Consider the following 22,299-nt stretch of genomic DNA (forward strand, 5'->3'; position numbering starts at 1 on the left):
GGCTTTGTTGACTATAAAAAAAGTTATAATATTGTGCGCATTCTAGTTACGCAAACAAGCGGGTAAAAATACATTCTTTTTTTGCATAAAAGAATGAAAACACGCTTATATAAGGCCTATAGTTCATTTGAGTATGACCGATGTATCAGTCATCATTCTGACACATAACGAGGAAAAACACATTACTCGCTGTATTCAGAGTTTGCTGCCGTTTACACATAAAATATTTATTGTCGATTCGTTTTCGACTGACAGAACCGTTGAGATAGCCCGTTCACTGGGTGCTCAGGTGGTTCAAAATGTCTGGGTAAACTACGCTACTCAATTTAATTTTGGCATAAATAACACGCCTTTTCAAACAGGCTGGCTTATGCGTATGGATGCCGATGAGTACGTTATGCCCGAACTGGCCGACGAAATAAATCGACGTATGCACACCCTCCCCGCCGATGTAGGGGGTGTTTATGTAAAACGCCGGGTGTTCTTTCTGAACCGGTGGATGCGCCACGGAGGCTTCTATCCGATCTGGTTACTGAGGCTCTGGCGACGGGGAGACGGTTTCTGCGAACAGGTTTGGCACGATGAGCACATTAAACTGACCAAAGGAGCGCCCATTCAGTTCGATCATGACATTGTCGACCATAACTTGAACAACCTGACCTGGTGGACGCAAAAGCATAATCATTATACCATTCTGGAAATGATCAATCTGCTTAATTACCGCTATCATTTCGACAAAGCCGAAACGGTTCAACCGAGACTATTTGGAACACAAGATCAACGGATCCGGTTTTTAAAAGAGAAATACGCGTCGCTACCGCTTTTTACCAGGCCCATGTTATATTTTATCTACCGGTATTTTGTCCGGTTAGGTTTCCTGGATGGCCGGGCGGGCTTTGTCTGGTGTTGCCTACAGGCACTTTGGTACCGTTTTCTGGTTGATGCCAAACTCATGGAGGTAAACATTCGGGTAGGCACCGACAAAGAAGAACTTATCAACTATTTCCGAACGGAATATGGAAAAGACCTTAGACCAGCCCGACCCGAGCAAGTCAGTCAGCCCTGAATTAAGTACTAACCAGGCAACAGAACCTGACTTTCAGAACGGAAAAACAGATTTTACGAAGTTCAATATCAGCTGGTATAATCCGGGACCACGCTGGAAAGTTATACTTTGGTTTCTGGTAAATGCTTTTTTCCTAAATACTTATCTGCCCATTCCCATTGCCCTTAAGGTACTGGTACTCAGAATTTTCGGAGCAAAAATTGGTGAAGGATTTGTCATTAAACCAGCTGTTAATATTAAGTATCCCTGGTTACTTACAGTGGGTAATCAGGTCTGGATTGGTGAAAACGTCTGGATTGATAACCTGAGCGATGTGACCATTGGTAACAACGTTTGTCTATCTCAAGGTGCTATGTTGTTAACTGGTAATCATGACTACTCGCGGTCTACGTTTGATCTAACTACTCGGCCGATTGCCCTCGAGGATGGGGTCTGGATTGGGGCCAAAGCCATTGTTTGTGCGGGTGTTCGCTGCGAATCACATGCTGTGCTGGCCGTTAATTCGGTAGCTACGCATGCGCTCAAAGCATATGGTATTTATCAGGGAAACCCGGCTGTCTGGGTCCGTCAACGAAACATCAAAGCGTGAAAGTATCAATCATAACTGTTGTCTTCAATGGTGCAGAATTTGTCCGGGATTGCATTGAGTCTGTGCTCAGCCAAACGTATACCGACATCGAATACATTATTGTCGATGGGAAGTCGACTGATGGAACCGTAGCTATTGTCCAGTCGTATGGCACAAGAATTGCAAGATTCATATCCGAACCGGATAAGGGCTTGTACGATGCCATGAACAAGGGAATTCACTTAGCAACCGGCGACGTAATTGGCCTGTTGAATGCCGATGATTTTTACCGTCATGACCGCGTCATAGAAAACATGGTGGCCACATTCGAACGTACAGACAGCGATGCTGTGTATGGTGATATGCTTTATGTGGACCGAACAGACACCAAAAAGCTCAAACGTTACTGGCGTTCGGGCTGGTATAGTGAGAATGCGTTTCTTTGGGGATGGATGCCCGGGCACCTGTCATTCTTTGCCAAGCGATGGATGTATTTGCAGTACGGGCTTTTTCGCCTGGATATGAAGAGTGCTGCTGATTATGAACTGATGTTACGGTTCATTCACAAGCATAAAGCTAAACTGGCCTATATGGACGAGGTTACTATCGTTATGCGGGTTGGCGGTATCAGTAACAGCAGCTTACAAAACCGCCTTCGCGCTAATAGAGAAGATCAATTGGCCTGGCAATTGAATGGTTTAAAGCCTTATATGTTTACATTTTGGCTAAAGCCTTTACGTAAAATTAAGCAATACATCACAAAGCCGCCAGAAATACATATTAAGTAACTAAACATGCCATTAAATCAGATTTCGCAGGTATGAATAGGTAAAACCATAATTTTTACGCTCCTTCGATTCTCAAACCGGGCAACCGGCTTACGTAGGTAGCGTTATTTACGAGTTGTTTTTAACACTCAACGAGCTTAAAAGCTTGATAGTCTTTAAACGCCCCGCCTTATGAATATTGATTTATTAATTGCATACCTGCAAAATAAATTCAATGATGAAGCATTTACAATTGGCCTTTATCAGTGCGTACTGTCTTTTTTAGTTGCCTGTTTTGTGGCCGTGATTGCCATTCCCGTTGTAATTAAGATTTCGGAACTGAAATCGCTCATGGAGAAGCCCGGCGAGCGCCGGTCGCACTCCACCCCAACGCCAACTTTCGGTGGTATTGCCATCTTTGCCGCCATTTTGATTGGCTATTTCCTATGGCCCAGTCTTGACAGAACAGACATTTACAGTACCAATCTGTCAATCGTTGGCATGACCATCCTGTTCTTTATTGGCATTAAGGATGATCTGGTTGGTATTGACCCGGCCAAAAAGTTGATGTTTCAGGTGCTGGCAGCCATGATTTTAATTCTGTTCGGCGATTTGCGTGTCGATTACCTGTATGGCATTATGGGTTTCCACCATATACAACCCGCAGTAGGTGTCCTGTTAACCTGCTTCATTTTTATCGCCCTAACCAATGCCATTAACCTGATTGATGGCATTGACGGGTTAGCCGGTGGAATTTCAACAATTGCCAGCGCTACCTTTGGCGGCTGGTTTTTGCTGACAAATCATTTCACGATGGCGTGTCTGGCCTTTACGATGGCTGGCGCCCTGCTGGGCTTTTTACGGTTCAATTTTTCGAAGACCAGCAAAATTTTCATGGGTAATACCGGTTCGCTGATTATCGGCTTTATGCTGGCTTTCTTCGCGGTTCGGTTTGTTAACCTGAACGCGGCTTACCGATACGAACCAACCGCCTTCTTCAACGCCCCAATCATTGCTATTGTCATTTTGATCGTACCGATTTTTGATACATTGCGAGTCTTTCTAGTTAGAATTCTCGCTGGACGGTCGCCCTTTTCAGCCGACCGCAATCATATGCATCATATTTTGCTGGATAATGGCCTGTCTCATGCCGGAGCAACGGCTGTACTGTGCGGTATCTCCCTTTTCAACACCGTCTTGTTTTTATTCCTGCACCGTAATATCTCAAACACCTTATCCCTTGTAATCCTGGGCTGTTTATTTGGGTTATATATGATCGTAAGCTTTACGCTTAAAATGCGGGTGATGTACGTTTCAACCCACCCTCGCCGGAGAAAAGCAGTTTTGCGGAGAGAGTTGCAGAATGGAATTGTCGGACGACGAATCGTTGACTATCTATAATCACATTAGAACTCATAAGAAAATCCCTTCGAACATGTTCGAAGGGATTTTCTTACAAACAACCTCAGGACAATACTTCTTTTTTCTCGATACCGTCAGGATTGCCGTCTAAAACCGATTTAGCCGTATTTACTACATTTTCCACCGTAAAGCCAAAGTAAGCCATTACTTCTTCGGCGGGGCCGGACAAGCCAAATCGGTTCATACTAATTGTTGTTCCCTCGTCTGTAACGTACTTGTGCCAGCCAATTGGTGACCCCATTTCTACGGCCAGCCGCTTCCGAATTGAGGGTGGCAATACTTCATGGTGATAAGCCTGATCCTGCTTTTCGAACAACTCCCAGGAAGGCATACTGACAACCCGCGCCTGAATACCCTGTTTCTTTAGCTCCTCTTGCGCTTCCAGCACCAACGATACTTCAGAACCCGTAGCAATCAGTATCAGCTCGGGCGTACCATCGGCTTCACTTAGAATATAGGCTCCCTTCTCAAGACCACGCGCCGAACCATACTTTTCCTGATCCAGCACGGGCAACTTCTGGCGGGAAAGTATCAGCACCACGGGAGTTTTTGGCTGTTGCAGAGCCACGCGCCAGGCTTCAACAGTTTCGTTGGCGTCGGCCGGTCGCAAAACAATAATGTTCGGTATGGTTCGTAGCGAAACGACCTGTTCCACAGGTTGGTGCGTGGGTCCGTCTTCGCCCAAGCCAATGCTGTCGTGCGTAAACACGAACGTTGCCGACGACTCCGCCAGCGCCGTTAGCCGAATGGCTCCCCGCATATAATCGGAAAAGTTGAGGAAGGTACCGCCGTATGGGTGCACGCCACCGTGCTGGGCCATACCGTTCAGGGCCGCTCCCATGGCATGCTCACGTACCCCAAACCAGATGTTGGAATTTCCGTAATGACCGGGCTGAAAACTAATGTCGCCTTTCGTTGGCATCTCATTGGATGAAGCTAGATCGGCAGAGCCACCGAAGAGATAAGGCACTACTTTTTTGAGAGCCTCCAAGGCTTTGCCAGAAGCCTGTCGGGTGGCCAGCGGACCATCAGCAGGTGCAAACCTAGGCAGATCGGCTTCCCAATCGCTGGGAAACTTACCCGCAAATGACACGTCAAATAGCTCCGCCTGGTCTGAGAACTGGTTTTTGTAAGTCTCAAACCGTTTTTGCCAGTCGGTCTGAAGCTCGGCACCCCGCTTGCCGGCTTCCAGTAAATGAGGTTTTACTTCATCCGGAATGACAAATGACTGATCTGGGTCGAAACCATAAAACACTTTGGTTTTCCGTAAATTTTCATCACCCAGCGGGCTTCCGTGTACTTTGCTGGTTCCTTCCATTGGGCTACCAAAGCCGATAACCGTACGCACAGCAATTATAGACGGGCGATCTGTCTCGGCCTGGGCTGCGCGAATGGCCGCTTCAATGGCGTCCAGATCGTTGCCATCGGCAACATGCTGCGTATGCCAGCCATATGCATCGAAACGAGCCATTCGGTCTTCCGTAAACGCCAAGTTAGTAGGTCCATCCAGCGAGATGAGGTTATCGTCGTACAAATAAATCAGCTTCCCCAACTTAAGGTGGCCCGCCAGCGAAGCCGCTTCAGACGCGATCCCTTCCATTAAATCGCCATCACTCACAATGGAGTAGGTGTAATGGTCCATGACCGTGTGGCCTTCCCGGTTGTAGGTTGCAGCCAGAAATGCTTCGGCCATGGCCATGCCTACTCCGTTGGCAAACCCCTGCCCAAGCGGGCCAGTGGTTACTTCAACTCCCGGTGTCAGGTTAGACTCGGGGTGACCCGGCGTGCGGGAATCAATTTGCCGGAAACTTTTTACGTCCTCGAGCGACAGATCGTACCCATACAAATGCAATAAGCTGTACAACAAAGCCGAACCGTGCCCGGCCGAGAGCACAAACCGATCCCGATCCGGCCAGTGGGGGTCTTGTGGATTAAACCGCAAAAAGCGTGACCAAAGAACATATGCCATAGGAGCCGCGCCAAGCGGCAAACCAGGGTGTCCGGAATTGGCTTTCTGAACCGCATCAACCGACAAAAGCCGGATGGTATTGATACTGAGTTGGTCGAGGTCAACCGATTGAGTAGTCATAACAAAAGAAGGCAAACGTTGAAAAAACAAGTCGAGATAGCCGGTACAGGTAGTCAACCAGCTAACAGGTCCTATAATTAACTGCTAAACAGATAAGAAGATTGAAAATTTTTACCTCTTTCATGTTAAACTCTTGACTATCAAACACCTAATAAAGTCAATTAGTTAGCATTCGTCTTCTTTTTAAACAGAGCATGGATATGTAGGGGTGGTTAAATTCGTTACCTAATAAGAAGAATGGTACTTTTTATAGGGTTGTTCTGCATAATTTTCATTAAATTAATGGAGTGTACTTCCTGTCTTCCTTACTATATCTGTACATATTTTTACACTAAATTGCCTTCTATCGATAACCGTAAAAAAGGCGTTCACTGTTAACGTCTCTCCCTGCATGAAAGGAAGCGAATTGGACTTATTCCTCAGTATAGGCTATTTTCGAATGCAACAGGAAGTGTTCACGTGCCAGTACATTGTCTTCAATGATACTCTTTGTCCAGTACATTGGCTAAGACTTGCACTGGCGAACGTTACATTCGGTCCAAAGCAATCCCGGCTGTTTCGCATTAATGAGCCGTTTTCAGTAACCGTCAAGCCTTTTGTTTTAACGCAGGAAGTTGAAGCCCTTTATGCGCTTTATAAGCGATCTGTCGATTTTGACGCGCCCCTCTCGGTTGAATTCTGGTTACTGAATGGGGCGCTGAAATCGGGATTCGATACCTACGCCATCGAAGTACGGGATGGCAGTCGGCTTATTGCCGTAGGTATATTCGATAACGGGGAAACAAGCATTGCGGGCATTATGAATTTTTATCACCCGGATTATCGAAAGCAGAGCTTGGGTAAATACCTTATGCTGCTAAAGATAAACCACGCCCGGAGTCAGCAAAAACGCTACTATTACCCCGGTTATCTGGTTAGCTACTACCCAAAATTTGACTACAAGTTATTCCCCTGCGAAGCCGCCACCGAGGTATTTGATGAGAATACGGGCCGATGGGTCCCTTTCTCATGGGAAACAGTAGATGCTATGGCGACTTTTAAACTGGAACAACAATAGCAGATCCGTACCACTACGGTTACACCTCAGCCACTTACTGTTTTACCAAAACAATTTCGGTTTCCTACGCCTTTGGCGATGTCGTTGATCGATCAAGTGTCTTTACCACCAGCGCACAACTTTTTCCGGGCAATGGGTTTCTTTTACTGACCGATAGGAATAGAATTTATTACTTATGCCAGATAGTCAATATAAGGATGATTGATCAGGTGATTAAGGATAGATAAATTAGTTTTGTCCTATTATCTTCGACAGTTGAATACTCACTAGCCAATGAAAATAAGAAAAGCAGTAATTACAGCAGCCGCTCGCGGGGAACGATTGTATCCGGTAGCCGATACCATTCAGAAAGCTATGCTCCCCGTTATTGATACGGATGGCTTACACAAACCAGTCATTCAGGCGATTGCCGAGGAGGCTTTTCTAAGCGGCATTGAAGAAATATGCGTCGTTTGCGCCCCCGGTGATGGAGAACGTTACATCAATGCATTCACATCTTTACGAGATAATCTGGTAAAGTCGTATAAAGGGGTCGACTGGGCAAGGGAAGAGGCCGAAAAAATTGACAACCTCATCAGCCGAATTCAGTTCACCGAGCAGCAGGAGCCTCTTGGTTATGGCCATGCCGTTTACTGCGCCAGAGAATTTGTAAATGAAGAACCATTTCTGCTCCTGCTCGGCGATTATCTGTACGTCTCTAATCTGACTTGCAAGCGGTGTGCTGCACAGCTGATTGAACTGGCGATGCAGGAAGACTGCTCCGTGTCGGCGGTTAACCCAACCATTGAGCATCAGATCGGTCGTTATGGCACCCTGACCGGCAAGCACGTTGCGAACATGAACGGGGTGTACCAGATTGAAAAACTCATCGAAAAACCATCTCTGAGCGTCGCCGAGCTTGAACTACAGACGCCTGGTTTGCGCGTGGGCTACTACCTCTGCTTCTTTGGTATGCACGTGCTAACGCCTACGGTTTTTTCCTTGCTCGAAAAGCAACTAAAAGAAGGCAGCAAGAACGTCTTGTTAACTCCCGCCCTCCAGGCACTGGCCGATACGGAAAAATACTTGGCGTTGGAAGTGAAAGGAAATCGATACGACTTAAGCGGACGCCAGGGCCTGCTGCGGGCTCAAATGGCGCTGGGACTGGCGGGTATGGCTCATGACGAAACCCTGACCTCTATGGTAGAACTGCTGGCTGAAGCTAATACCAGAAAGGCGCAATTGGTTCAATAAGGCCCTTTTGGTTATCTCCAAACGTCCAACTCGTTTTCTAGCCTCACTCAACATGAATGTTTTTATAGAAACAATTACGTCTGCCAACACCGCTGCCCGCAACCGATCCTTTTTTGAATTAAGCCGAAATCTGTCGGCCAGAGATTTATTAAAAGACCTGCGTGAGCTAGATGAGTTCAGAAAATCCACCCCAAACCTGTACGATAAAGTCAGAGCCATTCTCTTCCTGTATGCCGGTTTCCGGTTTTTTCTGATGGAAGACCGGGCAACACCGGCAATTGGCAAAATTCCTTACGCTGGTTTTGAAGATTTACTGTCTCGTCGGTTTGAGCAGGCAATCGCTGTTTTTTTGCAGGATCTGGATAAACACGGCCCTAATGCCACCTTATTCAGTGCCTTGGCCGATAGTTATCATCAGTTGTCGTTCCAAATTCTGGCCGATCAGGTTCGTAAGAGCGTCCGTTCCAGCAAAGGCAATCAGTGGATGTTCCGGGTTGGCCATCAGGCCGAACACCCGATCCGTATTCACCCCAACCTGCTGCAACGCCCGGACAATTCCCTTTTCTACCCTATCCTGCACGAACAAACATCGGTTCGGATGGACCTGACCCACAGTGGATGGTCCGATATTTTCTTTCTGGGGATGGACTACCCCGAAGGCGCCAGGGTTATCAACATCTCGATTGACCTGGGGGTCTTTGGCCGCGACAAAGATATCAGGCCACCGCTGCACTGTTATGTGCGGGTGATCTCGGAGCCCGTCTTACGCCTGACCAGCGTTGACCTGAATACGACCAAGGATATTCATGACCTCGCCGATCTATTTAATTTTGGCAACGACTACCTGAGTCTGGTAAAAGCCGGGGTCATTGCTTCCGGCTTGATTCCTCCTTCTTTTGAGGGCACAAACCAGTCGCTGGCAGAAATCCTGACCCGCATTGTGGCGCCCGGTATGGGCATTGAACTGGTCACGAAAGTAAACGACATTCCTAAAGGTTCCCGTTTTGCGGTTTCTACAAACCTGCTCGGGTCCATTATCAGCCTGCTGATGCGGGCCACCGGACAAACGCAAAAGCTGGAAGGCGGTTTACTGGAAAGTGAACGGCGGCTGGTCGCATCGAGGGCCATTCTGGGCGAGTGGATCGGCGGCTCCGGCGGTGGCTGGCAGGACTCCGGGGGCGTTTGGCCGGGCATCAAAGCCATTCAGGGTACGTTTGCGCAGGAGGGTGATCCCGAGTCGGGCATCAGCCGGGGAACGCTACTCCCCCGCCACCGCGTGCTGGAAGGCAGCGAGGTACATCCCGAGATTCAGGAAAAAATCATGAACTCGCTAGTGCTTATGCACGGGGGTATGGCCTCCAACGTGGGACCAATTCTGGAAATGGTTACCGAAAAGTATCTGCTTCGTGGAGATAAGGAATGGGCGGCCCGTCAGCAGACAAACCAGATTTTCGACAATATTCTGGGCGCGATCAAGGAAGGAGATATCCGGAAACTGGGCGAAAATACTGCCCGTAACTGGGAATTTCCCATCAAAACGATCATTCCCTGGGCGTCAACGTATTTTACCGAGCAGATCATTGCCAAAGCAAAAAAACAGATTGGCGATGATTACTATGGCTTCCTGATGCTCGGGGGCATGTCTGGCGGGGGCATGGGCATGTTTGTTAATCCGGATCGCTACGAGGAGTATAAGCTACAAGTGCTGGAAATGCTTCGTAAAACAAAAAACGAGCTGTCCGACTCCTTGCCTTTTGCCATGGAACCTGTGGTGTATAACTGGAGCATCAACCCGAGAGGCACCTGGGCTACCCTGCAGGAAGGCAATCAGGCACTCATGCCGGAGCAGTATTATGGCATTCAGGTATCGGAACTAGTGCGTAAAGACCCTAGCTCCATACCGTATGTGCGTCGGGCGGAGATCGACTTTTTCACTACCTATTGCGATCAGAACAATTTGGCCTACCCGCTGCTGCGCACCATTGTCAGTAACCTCTTTAAAGTGTCTGATCCAACCTCTCAGGGTAACCGGGGTGCCGAAAACGACAAAGCCGACCGTATTAAGAAGGAGAACGGTTTCGACTATATTCAGCACGGAGAGATTCGTGAAGAGCTTCAGAAAGGCCGCATCGGACTTGCCCGCAACCGCCTATCGGCAGAGACAACGATTGAGGATGTTTTGCCGGATGATCTGGTCCAGTTCGACGCACTGGCCGCGTCAACTCAGGCTGGTGAGCAGGCGATCCGGTCGGGCCGGGTAGCTATTATGAGCCTGGCCGCCGGTGTTGGCAGCCGATGGACCAAAGGAGCCGGGGTCATCAAGGCGATCAATCCATTCGTTGACATTGAGGGAGAACACCGGAGTTTCCTGGAGATTCACATGGCCAAGACCCGAAAGGTAGCCGAGCAGTTCAACGCGACTATTCCGCACCTCGTTGCAACCAGCTATCTGACCCACGAGCCTATCCGGAAAAAACTGGAACAAACGGGCAACTTCGGTTATGGCGGGCCTGCTTTTCTATCGCCGGGTCGTTCTATTGGGCAGCGTTTTGTACCGATGGAACGCGATTTGCGGTTTATGTGGGAAGAAATGCCCCAGGAAACGCTGGACGAAAACAAACAAAAAGTGCGGGATGCCGTACGTCAGTCGATGATTGCCTGGGCGAAAGCAAAAGGCGAAGGAACCGATTACGTAGACAACATTGCGGCTCAACGGTTTTCTCCACTGGGCCACTGGTACGAGGTGTCTAACCTGTTGCGAAATGGCACGCTGGCCAAACTCCTTGCCAGTAATCCGCAGGTGGAAACCATCATGCTACACAATATTGATACCCTAGGCGCCAACCTCGACCCGGCCGTTCTTGGGTATCACCTTGAATCAAGCAATGCACTAACGTTTGAGGTTGTTCCCCGTCGAATCGAGGACAGAGGGGGCGGACTTGCGCGGGTAAATGGCCATGTCCGTCTATTGGAGGGTTTGGCACAGCCTCGTGAAGACGACGAACTGAATCTGAGCTACTATAACACCATGACCACTTGGATTCAGATTGATCCGCTGCTGCAGTTGTTTGGCCTGAGCCGCGCTGATTTGCAGAACGGCGACGAAGCCCAACTGGCCAAAGCGGTGCGGAGCGTAGCCCACCGGATTCCTACCTATGTAACCATTAAGGACGTGAAATACCGCTGGGGACATGGCCAGGAAGATATTTACCCTGTTGCACAGATTGAGAAGTTATGGAGCGATATGTCTGCACTGGCCGATGTTAAATGTGGCTATATTGCGGTTCCCAGATACCGTGGGCAGCAGATGAAAGATCCGGCTCAACTGGATTCTTGGGTAACAGACGGCAGTAAAGACTATGTAGCCTCGCTTTGCACATTTTCTGCTGTTCAAGCTGGACCGCAGCCTTAGGTAAGCTAGTACCAGCCACTTGAGTGGCACAAAGAATAAGTCTGATATTGAAGCCTCTGGTTTGACATTCAATACAGACTTATTCTTTGTGCCACTTTTTTTAAGCGTATCCTTACAATGAGTCAGCGCAGGATTTATACTTAGCTGCTCATATTGCTTTGGCGCTACAGAGCACCGCGCTTCATAGTAACTGACCGCCCAGTAAACCAGTATTAAATATTTACTGGATGGTAACTCTAAATCTTCAAAAAATACGAATTTGCATACAAGTTTTCACTGTAACTTCTACCTAACAAATGATAATGATTTGCTTTAAATATTCCGACTCGTCAGGCGACGTACAGGAATGTAGCTATGGAGGTCCTAACCTCGAATCGGGTCTGGACATGTTAACTGAGCTGATAAATCATGGATGGAAATTAACCGATATCCGGATCATCGGCACCAATAAGAACTTAATCAGTCTACCATTAAATGCATTTGATGGTAACTACTTCAGCGAGCCATTAGGAAAGCTTCAACAGGAATGGGAACATATTCTTCTTCCTGTTTCCTGAAAGTAAAGCCAAACGGGGGGGTGGGAAACCGATGAATTGGCTTCCATCGTTCAACCCTTTCAACAAGCAGATAGTACATAACAACTTTCTACACTCGCGAACTCCCTCCATTCAATTCTCTAAAGACTACTAGTATCTTAAGAAAACTGTAAGAATAAGTTGTATCAACTGATATGGCTCTATACGCTATGGTCAGCAATCACCTACTGTGTACGCTTACTAAATCGTATATTTTGCCTTATATCAGTACAACTAATTTCAACGTTACTTAGTGTAACGTCAACTACCTACCGGCTAACTTAAACATGAATCAATTTTCCTGTGCGTGCGTCTTTCACGTCGACGACGATGAAGACGATCGTTTTCTGTTGCAACAAGTATTTCGTCAGTATAGTCCAGAATGTGAAATTAAGCCGCTAGATAATGGCGAAGAACTGCTGGAAGCTTTAGCTGCTACTCCTGTCTTACCCTCGCTAATTCTGTTAGATTTGAATATGCCCATTATGGGTGGGTTTGAAGTACTGCGTTCTATCCGTCAGGAGCCCATATACGACTCCATCCCGGTCGTTATACTAACAACGTCTGACCAATCGACAGACCGTCACATGGCTTCTGAATTAAAAGCTGATGGATTTATCCCTAAACCACCTACCTTAAAGCAGTTAAATCAGATTGTTCTTGAGTTAAAACAAAACTGGTTAGAGGGTAGGTGTGCAGCTCTTACGCAACCTCTTCATAAATCCCCCACCGACACACCTAAGTCCATATCCGCTGAGTAACGTTAGCCGGAAGTTCAATCGAGTAGCCAGCTGAGGCATATTTTTTCAGAAACCAGATCAAGCTCTACCAAATCGCAAGGTTTGGTAATATAATCAGCGGCTCCTGCCTGCTTGCAAGCTTGTGGCTCAATTGCTAAGCTGGAATACATGACTACTGGAATGTTCTGGCAGCATTCATGCTCTAAAAATAGTTTTAACCAGTCCAAACCATCTTCTCCGGGTAAAATAAACTCTAACAGGATAAGCTTATAGCTGTGCTCTTCATTTTGCCATAACTGAGAATTTATGAACTCATCACCCGATACAAACCGATAGATCACTAGATTGGATGTTTGTTTTTGAAGCCCCTGCTCCAGGAATAAACAGTCATCATCATCGTCGTCAATAACAATCACTTGTTTTACATTATCCATATTTCATAATAGTTGAGTATAAGCTGCGCAAATCTGGCTATACCCTTAAAATTCACCGGGCTGATGCTGTGATCAATAAATCGTGACCTTTTGTATTCAACTCCCAGTCGTTGAACGCTTCATTCCAGCTAAAGAGTAATTGACGTTCGCTGGCATTCCCGTAATCGTTGGTAACGGGAAATTTTATGGCGTAATGATGTTGCTGTCCATCATTAGTTTTTGGAAGTTGCTTAAAAGCATCTATTAATTCATCCAGACTAACTTCCAGATTTACCAAGGGATGGGTGTTCATTTTCATGGCTATGTTGGTTTAAGCTGTATTCAATTAACGAATTGATGACACAGTGGTTCGATAATACCAGTTACTAAGTCATTACAAAACCGAAAAAATGTTATTACCAGCCGTCGTCCCAACACAGAATTAGTCAACGTTACGAACCATTACCCGCTATTTTTCTTAGCATAAAACAATTATCATTTATTTATTTTACAGCTATTTAAACACAATAAACGGCCTAAAAAAACACGGATTCGCTATTACTTTCCCAGCGGGAAGTCATAGCGAATCCGTGTTTATCAGGTAGGTTAGGCCAAATTACCTGAATTGCATGAGGCCGAATTATCGATTACTTATAAGGTCTAACAAGCTGGCTGGCGGCAAGCTGTATAGTCCAGGCCGAGCCCCGCTGAGGTAAATTGCGTCGGTCTTCTTGTTTTTGTAGCACCGCCAATAAGTCGGCACTACGACGCCGGGCAACTGGCAGTGTCGTACCGTCACTTAATTCGATTTCCATTTTTCTGGCATCCCACCGAATCACCTTAACAATATCCGTAGGATTAATCAGACTGGATTTACTCACTCGAATAAAATCCGGCAACTGCTCAGCAAAATAGATCAGACTTTTACTTACCAGCAAAGGTTTGTCTACTTCTCTTAAATAAATTAGTGTATAGTTACCGCTCCCTTGTAATCTACGAATACTTTGGGCATCCTGAATATGCCGGTAGCCAGGGATCTGGATCGGTAATGTTAAGTTAAGTTGAGTTCGCATAGAGAAAAAGTCAAGGTAACCAGTTATAAAACTGATCTAGTATATTAAAAAAGCAGGGTAACCGATAGGGCAAACCCTGATCTTGCTTTCACTTAATCTGTAAGATTTACTGCAGAAAAGGTAAGAACGTGGTGAGTATAGATAACCACGTTCTTAAAAATGCATTGTGTGGATGATAAACGGAAGCAGGGTAATTCGAAGCTCAAACAGGCGCTTTGACTAGCTTATTTATAACGGCTTTTTCTAATTGGACGACGTCTGTAAATGAAGCTTTGGTATCGCTAATTAACCGGTTTTTCATAACGAGAATGGTTTTTCTAACATGATCTTATGTTGTATTAACATATTGATTTATACTAACTGGAAGCACTTACTTTATGTTTAAATCACTACTAATGAATGACTTAAACTATAAAATCTATAGACAATAAACTTGCACATAGACAAATCGAATTACCTCAGTTGGTAATCTCTTGATTACGAATAAAATCAGAGATCGTTAGTTTATTCGTGCGAGCAGATTACATGCTTGGAGGCAGCGTAACTACCCCAGACCAGTAGGCGTTAAAAACCCGAAAATAATGTTCCCACTCCTCTAAATAGACAGGTTTGATAAGGAATGAATGAACTCCGAATTCATAAGCTTGTTTAACGATGTCTGCATCAGGATCACTACTGATAGCGACTATGGGTAAGCAGGGATAAGTGTGCTTAATGTATTTTACCAACTCGTAACCGACCTGTAGAGTAGGAAGGTGTACATCCAGAAGGACCAATCGGGGAAAAGGTTCTTTACCATTTCCTTTCGCCAAATACGCGATGGCCTCATCTGCTGTTGCAGCAAACGAGGCCATCGCCTGGGGCATGCTGGCTAATAGGCTATACTGAATGAGCAGTTGATGATCTTTGTTTGCTACAGCCACTAAAAGTGGAAAAGATGCTTTTTGATTCCGTCGCTGGTCATCGGGCATGGGTTTAGATGAATACGCAACCGGTTGTCTACACGACGTAACAGCTGCTGTGTGATTTAGATGAAGTGTCTACGAAACGAACTCGAAATTTATACCATTGTTTAGAGAATATTGGACAAAACATTGACACAATATCAATCTACTCAATCTGTTGGATTATAAAATGAAAAAGTGAGAGTATGGATCTGTTTATTTAATTAGTCGTGGCCACTGACTTTATACCTTTCACCTTTATTGGAAATGGCCGTTAGCTAACTCGAATTTAACTGGCATTATGACCGATATTGTTACTAATAGTCACATATAATAAATTATTAATATTAGTTTTTCTCCTACCAACAATATTTAAGTGCAGTAAATTAATTTTTATATACTTATAGTTAAAAAATATTACATTATTTACTGTACAGCAGTTTAATTGATGTTCCAGAATTATATACGATACCCTTATCCTTTACCACCTGTGTCATTAAAACTCCTCTAACTGACCCGTGTTGATGAATAGTCAAGCTTCACGACAAAGCATATAGAGCAACAAAGGCAATTGATTACTCATTCCGCAAAGCCTTTCCAAACGAGTTAAAGAGACGAGTATCAGCGTTACTGTAGTTAGTTTTGCAGTAAAGAATGATACCGGATTAACAGGACTTATATCAATTTATAAATCCTGTTGACCCGGTACAATAAACATTTATGCTTCTCTGACAATCAAGACAATAGACACTTCAGAACCATCCGCATTACCATAGGTCCGCTACGGCTACTTACTGATTCATCCGCAATGAATTATTCTTATAGCTTAGACCTCGACCCGTTCGTTAATGCTGCCGATAGCTATTCTGTGAATTAGTGAATTTACGCTCAAGTTGATGCTTAAGTTTACCTGTTACAGTATGGAGCATTGTATCCCAATTTTCACCCTCTTCTTCGGCAAAAGCACCTGTACCCGGAACGCCATAAACAATGCGCAGTGATTTATCGTTGGGTCCTCCATGCGCTTCCACGCGCAGAAATACTTCGGCCGTGATCAGATCACCACTATAATAACGCCGAAGTTTTACCAATGCCTGGGCTATTCGGTCCCGAAATGCATCATCCACGGTAATATTAACCGCATTAATTGACAGACGTACATCGTCCAATCCTTTCTGATCGCTCATAATCGTTGAATACAATTGGTTACTAAACTATAACAGTACTCAGTACTGGCCAATAAGTCGGCCGAAGAATAGCATAAATGAGGTTGCGGCCCCTGTTAATCCGGCGGTAGAGTGGCGACGGCAGCCGCACCGATTGCCTGGTTCTGTTCAAAATACCACCAGCAATACCCAATGCGCCAACGACTGCCCCTGCACAACGGAATAGAAAACCACCAGGCAGTCCGGATATATCAGGATTAGCCTTGAACGACACTTGAAGAGTATGAAATTTCAGCCCGATCTCACCCACAACATGGCTTAACATCTGAAGTTGTGAAGCCGTTATGGCCTTGTGGCGGCTGCTTTCCGGAGCGTAATAACTACCCTTCCTGCCATAGCACGGCCCGCACATGCCCAACCGTATCGACTACTGCTACTATAATCGACAAACCTTGCCAGTTTGCTTCCTGGCTAGTCAGCAGAAAAAGTTGGTCAATCAGTTCTTGTTTCACGGGCGGCTCAGTCAGTTTCTATGGAACCCGGCTCAGTTCTGACTTTAACTGGATTAGTTCGCCCAGGAGCCGGGTTCGATTAGCCAAATTAGGTTTGCCGAGCCGTTGTGCCAGGCGGGCTACGGCTAGATTCAGTGACTCAATTTCTGTTGGGTGGCCCTGGTTAATATCGACTAATGTTGAAATGAGCTGCCCGTCCGAACGTTGACTGATTTGCAGCAGCCGACTTTCCACGTCCATTCGATTCAGCGTTATACCCGCTTCATTGGCTACGGCCAGGCATTCATCGATGATCTCACGGGCTAAAGCTAGCGCCAATGCATTCCGATGAAAAATACCATTATCGACACCAAGCAGTGGACAGATGGCATTGAAAACACAATTGCTAATAACCTTCTCCCAAACCGCCCGCTGAATGGCTTCCTCAATCCGAAACGGAAACTGCGCTGTGTTAAGCTGCTCAACAAGTTCGGCCAGGCCGGATTCATGGCCCCGAATCACACCAATAGGTGAAGCCGCTACAGGTTTATAACGAACTCGAAACGGAGCTTGCACCTGGCTGGTCGCTAATAACACACAGCGATACACTTCGGGAAAATCAGCATCTATAAACGGCTCTTCAATTCCCAGGCCGTTTTGCAACAGGATTAGGGGCGACTGACCTGTCTTGCCAATCAATCGTTGGGCCAGTTCCGGGTTGCCGAATGCCTTTGTCGTCAGTAAAACAAACCCGTCTAATATCGTAAACTGGTCCAGCGTCGAAATGGGAACGGTAGCCTCCAGAGTAATTCCGTCAGTATAATCAAGGATGATCCTGGCGTCTTGGGTTTCCGATAGGCTATCCTGGCGACCACGAATCAGGATAACTTCTTTACCTGCCTGCTTCAGCAACACGGCTAAGGTCATACCAATGGCACCAACGCCAACAATATAGATAGGCTTTTGCATGAGATGGGGCTAAGGCTCAAGTGGTTTTACGGCGATAAACCGAAGGCGTTTATAGTCAGCGAACCAGTATCCGTCGCGGAAATTAGTAGGGCGAAGCTGGTTGTTTACGTTCGCTAATACGGTTTGTCGATCGTGATCAGAGAGGGCGGCCAATACATCCCCTCGAAACATGGCAATCCAGTCACTTAGTCCGGTTTCAGGATCGGTCAGCGGGGTATCCCGGTCAAAAAACTGCGCTAGCGTAACGGAAAAACCAGCCGTCTCCAGCATCGTTGTGTACTGCCCAACGCTTGGAAAGAAATTCGGATTTACCGGTTGGGGCATGCCCAACTCATTTAAGGCCTTCGCTAATGCGTTTAGAATACGTACTACATTGCCCTGACCTCCCAGTTCAGCAACGAAACGGCCGCTCGGTTTGAGCGCATTGAAAGCAGCCGACAGGACGGATGGTTGATCTGTTTCCTTGACCCAGTGGAGTGTAGCATTGCTGAACAGGGCATCGAACGGCTGATTCGCACCAAAATTCCGAGCATCGCCCTCCTGAAAGCTGAGATGGGGAAAAGACTGCCGGGCTTTCGCAATCATCGAAGGCGAGGCATCCAGACCGACCACTTCGGCTCCACTTTCGGCGATTTGGGCGGTAAGCTCTCCAGTACCGCAGCCAAGGTCAAGGATGCGTTCATCAGGCTTTGGGTTAAGCAAAGTCAATACGTCTGCCCCAAAATGAAAGACAAAGGCATGTTTTTGTTGATAAAGATCAGCATTCCAGGAGCGATTCGATTGATTCATAGACGATGAACAGTAATTATTGATAGCTAACCGTTGGAATTAACGTGACTCTCTGGCCAATAATCTCATTGATTAGGGTAGCGTGGAAACTTCCACAAATGAGTCACTGTATAGCCGATGACGAGCTGGTTTAAAATCAGTATTTCGCGCTTTATAGATGTTTTCCACGAACGTTTGCGGGTTTCGATCGATCAGCGGGAACCAACTGCTTTGCACCTGAACCATGACCCGATGCCCTTTTTTAAAGGTATGCAGTACATCCTGAAGCTGAAAGGTCACCTCCGTAACCTGATTCGGGGCAAAAGGCTCCGGCTTCTCAACGCTATGGCGAAACCGGCCGCGCATGACATCAGCCCTGACCAACTGCTGGTAGTTAGCTAACTGCGTTTTGGGATTAGGTAGATAAGGGTGATTTGGTTCGTCAGGTGGATACACATCTATCAGTTTCACGACCCAGTCGGCGTCGGTACCCGTGGTACTGACTTTCAGCCGGACCGTTATCTCTCCGCCTACGGTCAGATTTTCTGAGAGTATATCCGTTTTAAACGTCAATACGTCAGGGCGTTCGCTGGCAAACCGCTGATCGGCCGATATATAGCTGGCCAACGCACTGAAATCGGGTTCGGCAGTCAGGCTCGCTTCGCTGTAAGGGACTGGATGAGCTGGATCGCTGGTATATTCCCGAAAGCGAACGGGCTTAGCTGGCTGCGTGTTTAGTTGGCCACTAGCCATTAAATACCACCTTACCGTTCGGCTGGTCGGTGCACTCCCTCCTGATACGGGCCACCCGGCAAAGGTTCGCCAGACTTTCAACCCTGTATCGAACAGACAGACGTTGGGTAATCCGGTTTTGCCGTCACCAGCTCCTTTTAGATGATGGTGAAAAAAGGGAGCTTCAATCGTCCGTTGGTAATAGGTCGCCAGACTGTCGCCAAAATACAGATCATTATGCAGGGAATGGCCCGTTTCTTCCGACCAGCCCCGATGGCCAAACGGACCCATCACCAGTATCGGCCTTGATTCCGGGCTTTTTTTTGCCAGCGTCTTGTAAATACTCAGTGGCCCGTACAGGTCTTCGGCATCGAACCAGCCCCCAACAACCAGCATGGCGGGCCGAACGTGCTGCAAGTGAGGCAAAATGTTGCGCTCCTGCCAGAAGCGATCATAATTAGGATGCGCCACCGTTTGCTGCCAGAACGCATTTCGAGCTAAATATTGCCGGGCGTTAGTCAACGGACCCAACTGCTGATGCCACTTAAATTCGGTCTGGCCCTCCGTTTGAATCCACTCAGGCAGAAACCAGGGCTTAGTGGTCGGTCCGGTTGAGCGGTCGTCGAACAACGGATAGGCATGCAGATAGACCTGCGTGAAGGCTCCATTATGGTGAATGTCATCCCGGAACAAGTCAGCAATAGGGGCCTGTGGTGAAGAGGCTTTCAGGGCCGGATGCGCATTGATCGAGCTCGCCATGGCATAAAATCCTGCATAGCTTATGCCCCACAATCCGACCCGGCCGTTGTGATCGGGTACGTGGCTGAGTAGCCAGTCAATGGTATCATACGTATCCGTGCTTTCGTCGATCGCGTTAGCGGTTGATGGGTTCGGGCGGTCACTGACCACCGGTGTCATGTTGGTCCAATGCCCTTCGGAAGCCCATCGGCCGCGTACATCCTGATAGACAAAAATGTACCCATCCGCCTGTAGGATGGGCGACGGTCCCAAGGCAGCTTTATATTGTTCGGGACCATACGGCATCGACCCAAAACAAGTCCGTTGCATCAGAAACGGGTAGGTATTCCCGGTCGACGCACGACGGGGCACATAAACAGCGGTGTACAGTTTAACGCCATCGCGCATGGGTATCTGGTATTCAAATTTTTGATACTGTTCGCGCACCGAATTTGCCAGACAGGCAGTTGTAGAGGGGCATATCGATAGAAGTGTGGTAAAGGCTGCGATCATCCAAACCGTTCGCCAGTGTATTGGTTTCATCTCCTTACCTGTTGGTGAATAAGCTGTCCAATCATTTGCAGCCCCCAAGCCACGCGTTCGTCAAATGGCAGACCGTAGCTGAGCCGCATACAGTTGGCGTACTGCGGCTGAAGACTAAATAAACTGCCCGGCATGATGCTGATTTTATGTGGAGCCAGTTGGTCGGCAAGCACCAGCGTATCCACCCGAACATCGGTTTCAACCCATAAAGTAAATCCCCCTTGTGGTTCGCTGATACGTGTGCCAGGGGGAAAATAAGCCCGAATTGTCTGCTGGTATCGTTGACAGTTGCTTTTCAGCCGCTGCCGAAGCCGACGCAGATGCAATTCGTACCGATCGTTGGCCAGAAAATTAGCCACAGCCTGCTGGGTGATACCCGGCGAGAATCCGGCCTGATACCGCTTCACCTGAAGTAACGCGTCAAAATAGCGTCCCGGCGCTACCCACCCTACCCGGTAACCAGGAGCCAGAGTTTTACTGACAGACCCGCACCATAAGACCAGCCCCTGCCGGTCGAAGGCTTTACAGGGGAGTGGGCGATCCGGTCCGAAATGAAGGTCGCCGTAGAGGTCATCTTCAATGAGGGGTATCTGGTAGGTCTCCATCAACTGCACCATCCGTTGTTTATGGGCGTTCGGCATACAGCAGCCAAGCGGGTTGCTGAAGTTGGGTACCAGCAAACAGGCCTGTACCTGTCCGGCTTGCAGATGACTTTCCAGAACGTCCAGATCAACGCCCGTTAGAGCGTCAGTTGGTAGCTCGAGTACTTTCAGGCCCAGCGAGAGAATCGTTTGAAGGATGCCAAAATAGATCGGGCTTTCTACGGCCACCGTATCGCCCGGCCGGGTGATAGCCTTCAGGCATAATGTCAGGGCGGCTGTGCAACCCTCCGTTGTGATGATCTCCTCGTCGGTCAGCAGACTTCCCCAGAACAGCGCATACCGGGCAATCTGCCGACGTAAAGCCGCATTGCCCGTTATCAACTCGTACTCGATTCCACCGTGGGGTAGTTCGCGCTGAGCCTGCTGGAGCGCCTTCATCAGCTTAGTAATCGGCAATAGAGAGGGAGCTGGTACACTTAGTGAGAAGGGTAGCCAGCCGGGTTGTCGCTGCTGGTACATCAGTCTCAACAGAACCGACTCCTGATCAGACTGAAGCGGCTGGTTGGCTATGGCCTGGGGAGCCGATCGGCGCGGCACATTACCCAGCCGCTCGATTAGCGTTCGTACATAGTACCCCGACTGGGGACGAGCTTCGATCAACCCTTCGGCTTCCAAACAGTAATAGGCTTGCTGAACGGTATTGATACTAACTCCAAGTTCCTGGCTGAGCATACGCACGGACGGGAGCTTGTCGCCTTCCGCGAGCGTACCCCCTCGTAACTTATCGCCTAATTGACGAGCGATCTGCTGATACCTGGGAGTCGATACACGCATAGACGAAATGGTCGGCTACTGATTTTAATTTACGGAACAAAAGTAATCGTCCAATCTGTACGTATTACCATACAGATTTTGCAAAATTTGCCCGTAC

Annotated in this window: 20 protein-coding genes; 8 read left to right on the top strand and 12 right to left on the bottom strand. The window is 47.4% G+C overall.

Annotation, left to right across the window (positions count from 1 at the left end; genetic code table 11):
• Positions 1–133 precede the first annotated feature (133 nt).
• The 4 genes from NT073_RS14950 (at position 134) to NT073_RS14965 (ending at position 3,802) form a co-directional block, all read left to right on the top strand.
• Positions 134–1,066 carry a glycosyltransferase family 2 protein gene (locus tag NT073_RS14950; protein ID WP_297374966.1) on the top strand — a complete coding sequence of 311 codons (933 nt, stop codon included), beginning with the start codon at positions 134–136 and terminating at the stop codon, positions 1,064–1,066.
• Positions 1,017–1,655, top strand: a complete 639-nt coding sequence (locus tag NT073_RS14955; RefSeq protein ID WP_297374968.1) for a WcaF family extracellular polysaccharide biosynthesis acetyltransferase — start codon at positions 1,017–1,019, stop codon at positions 1,653–1,655. The genes NT073_RS14950 and NT073_RS14955 overlap by 50 nt, the downstream gene beginning before the upstream one ends.
• On the top strand, positions 1,652–2,422 hold the full coding sequence (locus NT073_RS14960) for a glycosyltransferase family 2 protein (RefSeq protein WP_297374970.1): 771 nt from the start codon (positions 1,652–1,654) through the stop codon (positions 2,420–2,422). Before NT073_RS14955 ends, NT073_RS14960 begins: the two co-directional genes overlap by 4 nt.
• A gap of 171 nt (positions 2,423–2,593) precedes the next feature.
• Positions 2,594–3,802, top strand: coding sequence for an MraY family glycosyltransferase (locus NT073_RS14965; protein WP_297374972.1), 1,209 nt, complete (start codon positions 2,594–2,596; stop codon positions 3,800–3,802).
• Positions 3,803–3,866: 64 nt separating this feature from the next.
• Here the strand turns inward: NT073_RS14965 and tkt are convergent, their stop codons facing one another.
• On the bottom strand, positions 3,867–5,912 hold the full coding sequence (tkt, locus tag NT073_RS14970; RefSeq protein ID WP_297374974.1) for a transketolase: 2,046 nt from the start codon (positions 5,910–5,912) through the stop codon (positions 3,867–3,869).
• 391 nt (positions 5,913–6,303) lie between these two features.
• On the opposite strand from tkt, the gene NT073_RS14975 reads away from it, so the two are divergent.
• From NT073_RS14975 to NT073_RS14990, 4 genes are all read left to right on the top strand, one after another.
• Positions 6,304–6,969, top strand: coding sequence for a GNAT family N-acetyltransferase (locus tag NT073_RS14975; RefSeq protein WP_297374977.1), 666 nt, complete (start codon positions 6,304–6,306; stop codon positions 6,967–6,969).
• 273 nt (positions 6,970–7,242) lie between these two features.
• On the top strand, positions 7,243–8,202 hold the full coding sequence (locus NT073_RS14980; protein WP_297374979.1) for a sugar phosphate nucleotidyltransferase: 960 nt from the start codon (positions 7,243–7,245) through the stop codon (positions 8,200–8,202).
• A 52-nt stretch (positions 8,203–8,254) separates the two neighbouring features.
• Positions 8,255–11,614: a UTP--glucose-1-phosphate uridylyltransferase gene (locus NT073_RS14985; RefSeq protein ID WP_297374981.1), complete on the top strand. Its 3,360-nt coding sequence runs from the start codon at positions 8,255–8,257 to the stop codon at positions 11,612–11,614.
• Positions 11,615–12,476: 862 nt separating this feature from the next.
• Entirely contained in the window at positions 12,477–12,950 is a 474-nt protein-coding gene (locus tag NT073_RS14990; RefSeq protein WP_297374983.1) for a response regulator, read from the top strand.
• Positions 12,951–12,964: 14 nt separating this feature from the next.
• Here NT073_RS14990 and NT073_RS14995 read toward each other — a convergent pair whose 3' ends face one another.
• From NT073_RS14995 to NT073_RS15045, 11 genes are all read right to left on the bottom strand, one after another.
• Positions 12,965–13,363 (bottom strand): response regulator, encoded by a 399-nt coding sequence (locus NT073_RS14995; RefSeq protein WP_297374985.1) that lies wholly within the window; start codon positions 13,361–13,363, stop codon positions 12,965–12,967.
• A 52-nt stretch (positions 13,364–13,415) separates the two neighbouring features.
• Complete coding sequence (locus NT073_RS15000; RefSeq protein ID WP_012927154.1) at positions 13,416–13,661, bottom strand: hypothetical protein; 246 nt, start codon at positions 13,659–13,661, stop codon at positions 13,416–13,418.
• Positions 13,662–13,989: 328 nt separating this feature from the next.
• Complete coding sequence (locus NT073_RS15005; RefSeq protein ID WP_297374988.1) at positions 13,990–14,415, bottom strand: LytTR family DNA-binding domain-containing protein; 426 nt, start codon at positions 14,413–14,415, stop codon at positions 13,990–13,992.
• Between the two features lie 521 nt (positions 14,416–14,936).
• Positions 14,937–15,386, bottom strand: a complete 450-nt coding sequence (locus NT073_RS15010) for a response regulator (protein ID WP_297374990.1) — start codon at positions 15,384–15,386, stop codon at positions 14,937–14,939.
• 818 nt (positions 15,387–16,204) lie between these two features.
• Positions 16,205–16,546, bottom strand: coding sequence for an HPF/RaiA family ribosome-associated protein (locus NT073_RS15015; protein ID WP_297374992.1), 342 nt, complete (start codon positions 16,544–16,546; stop codon positions 16,205–16,207).
• A 22-nt stretch (positions 16,547–16,568) separates the two neighbouring features.
• Positions 16,569–16,937, bottom strand: a complete 369-nt coding sequence (locus NT073_RS15020) for a heme-binding protein (protein ID WP_366107343.1) — start codon at positions 16,935–16,937, stop codon at positions 16,569–16,571.
• Positions 16,906–17,037, bottom strand: coding sequence for a hypothetical protein (locus tag NT073_RS15025; protein ID WP_297374996.1), 132 nt, complete (start codon positions 17,035–17,037; stop codon positions 16,906–16,908). Before NT073_RS15025 ends, NT073_RS15020 begins: the two co-directional genes overlap by 32 nt.
• Positions 17,038–17,055: 18 nt before the next feature.
• Positions 17,056–17,985 carry a 2-dehydropantoate 2-reductase gene (locus NT073_RS15030; RefSeq protein ID WP_297374998.1) on the bottom strand — a complete coding sequence of 310 codons (930 nt, stop codon included), beginning with the start codon at positions 17,983–17,985 and terminating at the stop codon, positions 17,056–17,058.
• A 9-nt stretch (positions 17,986–17,994) separates the two neighbouring features.
• Positions 17,995–18,774: a methyltransferase domain-containing protein gene (locus NT073_RS15035; RefSeq protein ID WP_297375000.1), complete on the bottom strand. Its 780-nt coding sequence runs from the start codon at positions 18,772–18,774 to the stop codon at positions 17,995–17,997.
• Positions 18,775–18,846: 72 nt separating this feature from the next.
• Positions 18,847–20,766 carry a CocE/NonD family hydrolase gene (locus tag NT073_RS15040; RefSeq protein WP_297375002.1) on the bottom strand — a complete coding sequence of 640 codons (1,920 nt, stop codon included), beginning with the start codon at positions 20,764–20,766 and terminating at the stop codon, positions 18,847–18,849.
• On the bottom strand, positions 20,763–22,202 hold the full coding sequence (locus NT073_RS15045; protein ID WP_297375004.1) for a PLP-dependent aminotransferase family protein: 1,440 nt from the start codon (positions 22,200–22,202) through the stop codon (positions 20,763–20,765). Before NT073_RS15045 ends, NT073_RS15040 begins: the two co-directional genes overlap by 4 nt.
• Positions 22,203–22,299 lie beyond the last annotated feature (97 nt).

Source organism: Spirosoma sp. (assembly GCF_026391055.1).
Taxonomy (GTDB): domain Bacteria; phylum Bacteroidota; class Bacteroidia; order Cytophagales; family Spirosomataceae; genus Spirosoma.

What these genes read in the sequence shown, in the direction of transcription:
- NT073_RS14965 (WP_297374972.1), top strand. Translation starts at nt 2,594, where the DNA reads ATGAATATTGATTTATTAATTGCATACCTGCAAAATAAATTCAATGAT.
- NT073_RS15040 (WP_297375002.1), bottom strand. Translation starts at nt 20,766, where the DNA reads ATGAAACCAATACACTGGCGAACGGTTTGGATGATCGCAGCCTTTACC.
- NT073_RS14955 (WP_297374968.1), top strand. Translation starts at nt 1,017, where the DNA reads ATGGAAAAGACCTTAGACCAGCCCGACCCGAGCAAGTCAGTCAGCCCT.
- NT073_RS14975 (WP_297374977.1), top strand. Translation starts at nt 6,304, where the DNA reads ATGAAAGGAAGCGAATTGGACTTATTCCTCAGTATAGGCTATTTTCGA.
- NT073_RS15005 (WP_297374988.1), bottom strand. Translation starts at nt 14,415, where the DNA reads ATGCGAACTCAACTTAACTTAACATTACCGATCCAGATCCCTGGCTAC.
- NT073_RS14990 (WP_297374983.1), top strand. Translation starts at nt 12,477, where the DNA reads ATGAATCAATTTTCCTGTGCGTGCGTCTTTCACGTCGACGACGATGAA.
- NT073_RS15000 (WP_012927154.1), bottom strand. Translation starts at nt 13,661, where the DNA reads ATGAAAATGAACACCCATCCCTTGGTAAATCTGGAAGTTAGTCTGGAT.
- NT073_RS14985 (WP_297374981.1), top strand. Translation starts at nt 8,255, where the DNA reads ATGAATGTTTTTATAGAAACAATTACGTCTGCCAACACCGCTGCCCGC.
- NT073_RS15030 (WP_297374998.1), bottom strand. Translation starts at nt 17,985, where the DNA reads ATGCAAAAGCCTATCTATATTGTTGGCGTTGGTGCCATTGGTATGACC.
- NT073_RS15015 (WP_297374992.1), bottom strand. Translation starts at nt 16,546, where the DNA reads ATGAGCGATCAGAAAGGATTGGACGATGTACGTCTGTCAATTAATGCG.
- NT073_RS14995 (WP_297374985.1), bottom strand. Translation starts at nt 13,363, where the DNA reads ATGGATAATGTAAAACAAGTGATTGTTATTGACGACGATGATGATGAC.
- NT073_RS15035 (WP_297375000.1), bottom strand. Translation starts at nt 18,774, where the DNA reads ATGAATCAATCGAATCGCTCCTGGAATGCTGATCTTTATCAACAAAAA.
- tkt (WP_297374974.1), bottom strand. Translation starts at nt 5,912, where the DNA reads ATGACTACTCAATCGGTTGACCTCGACCAACTCAGTATCAATACCATC.
- NT073_RS14950 (WP_297374966.1), top strand. Translation starts at nt 134, where the DNA reads ATGACCGATGTATCAGTCATCATTCTGACACATAACGAGGAAAAACAC.
- NT073_RS15045 (WP_297375004.1), bottom strand. Translation starts at nt 22,202, where the DNA reads ATGCGTGTATCGACTCCCAGGTATCAGCAGATCGCTCGTCAATTAGGC.
- NT073_RS15020 (WP_366107343.1), bottom strand. Translation starts at nt 16,937, where the DNA reads ATGTGCGGGCCGTGCTATGGCAGGAAGGGTAGTTATTACGCTCCGGAA.
- NT073_RS14980 (WP_297374979.1), top strand. Translation starts at nt 7,243, where the DNA reads ATGAAAATAAGAAAAGCAGTAATTACAGCAGCCGCTCGCGGGGAACGA.
- NT073_RS15010 (WP_297374990.1), bottom strand. Translation starts at nt 15,386, where the DNA reads ATGCCCGATGACCAGCGACGGAATCAAAAAGCATCTTTTCCACTTTTA.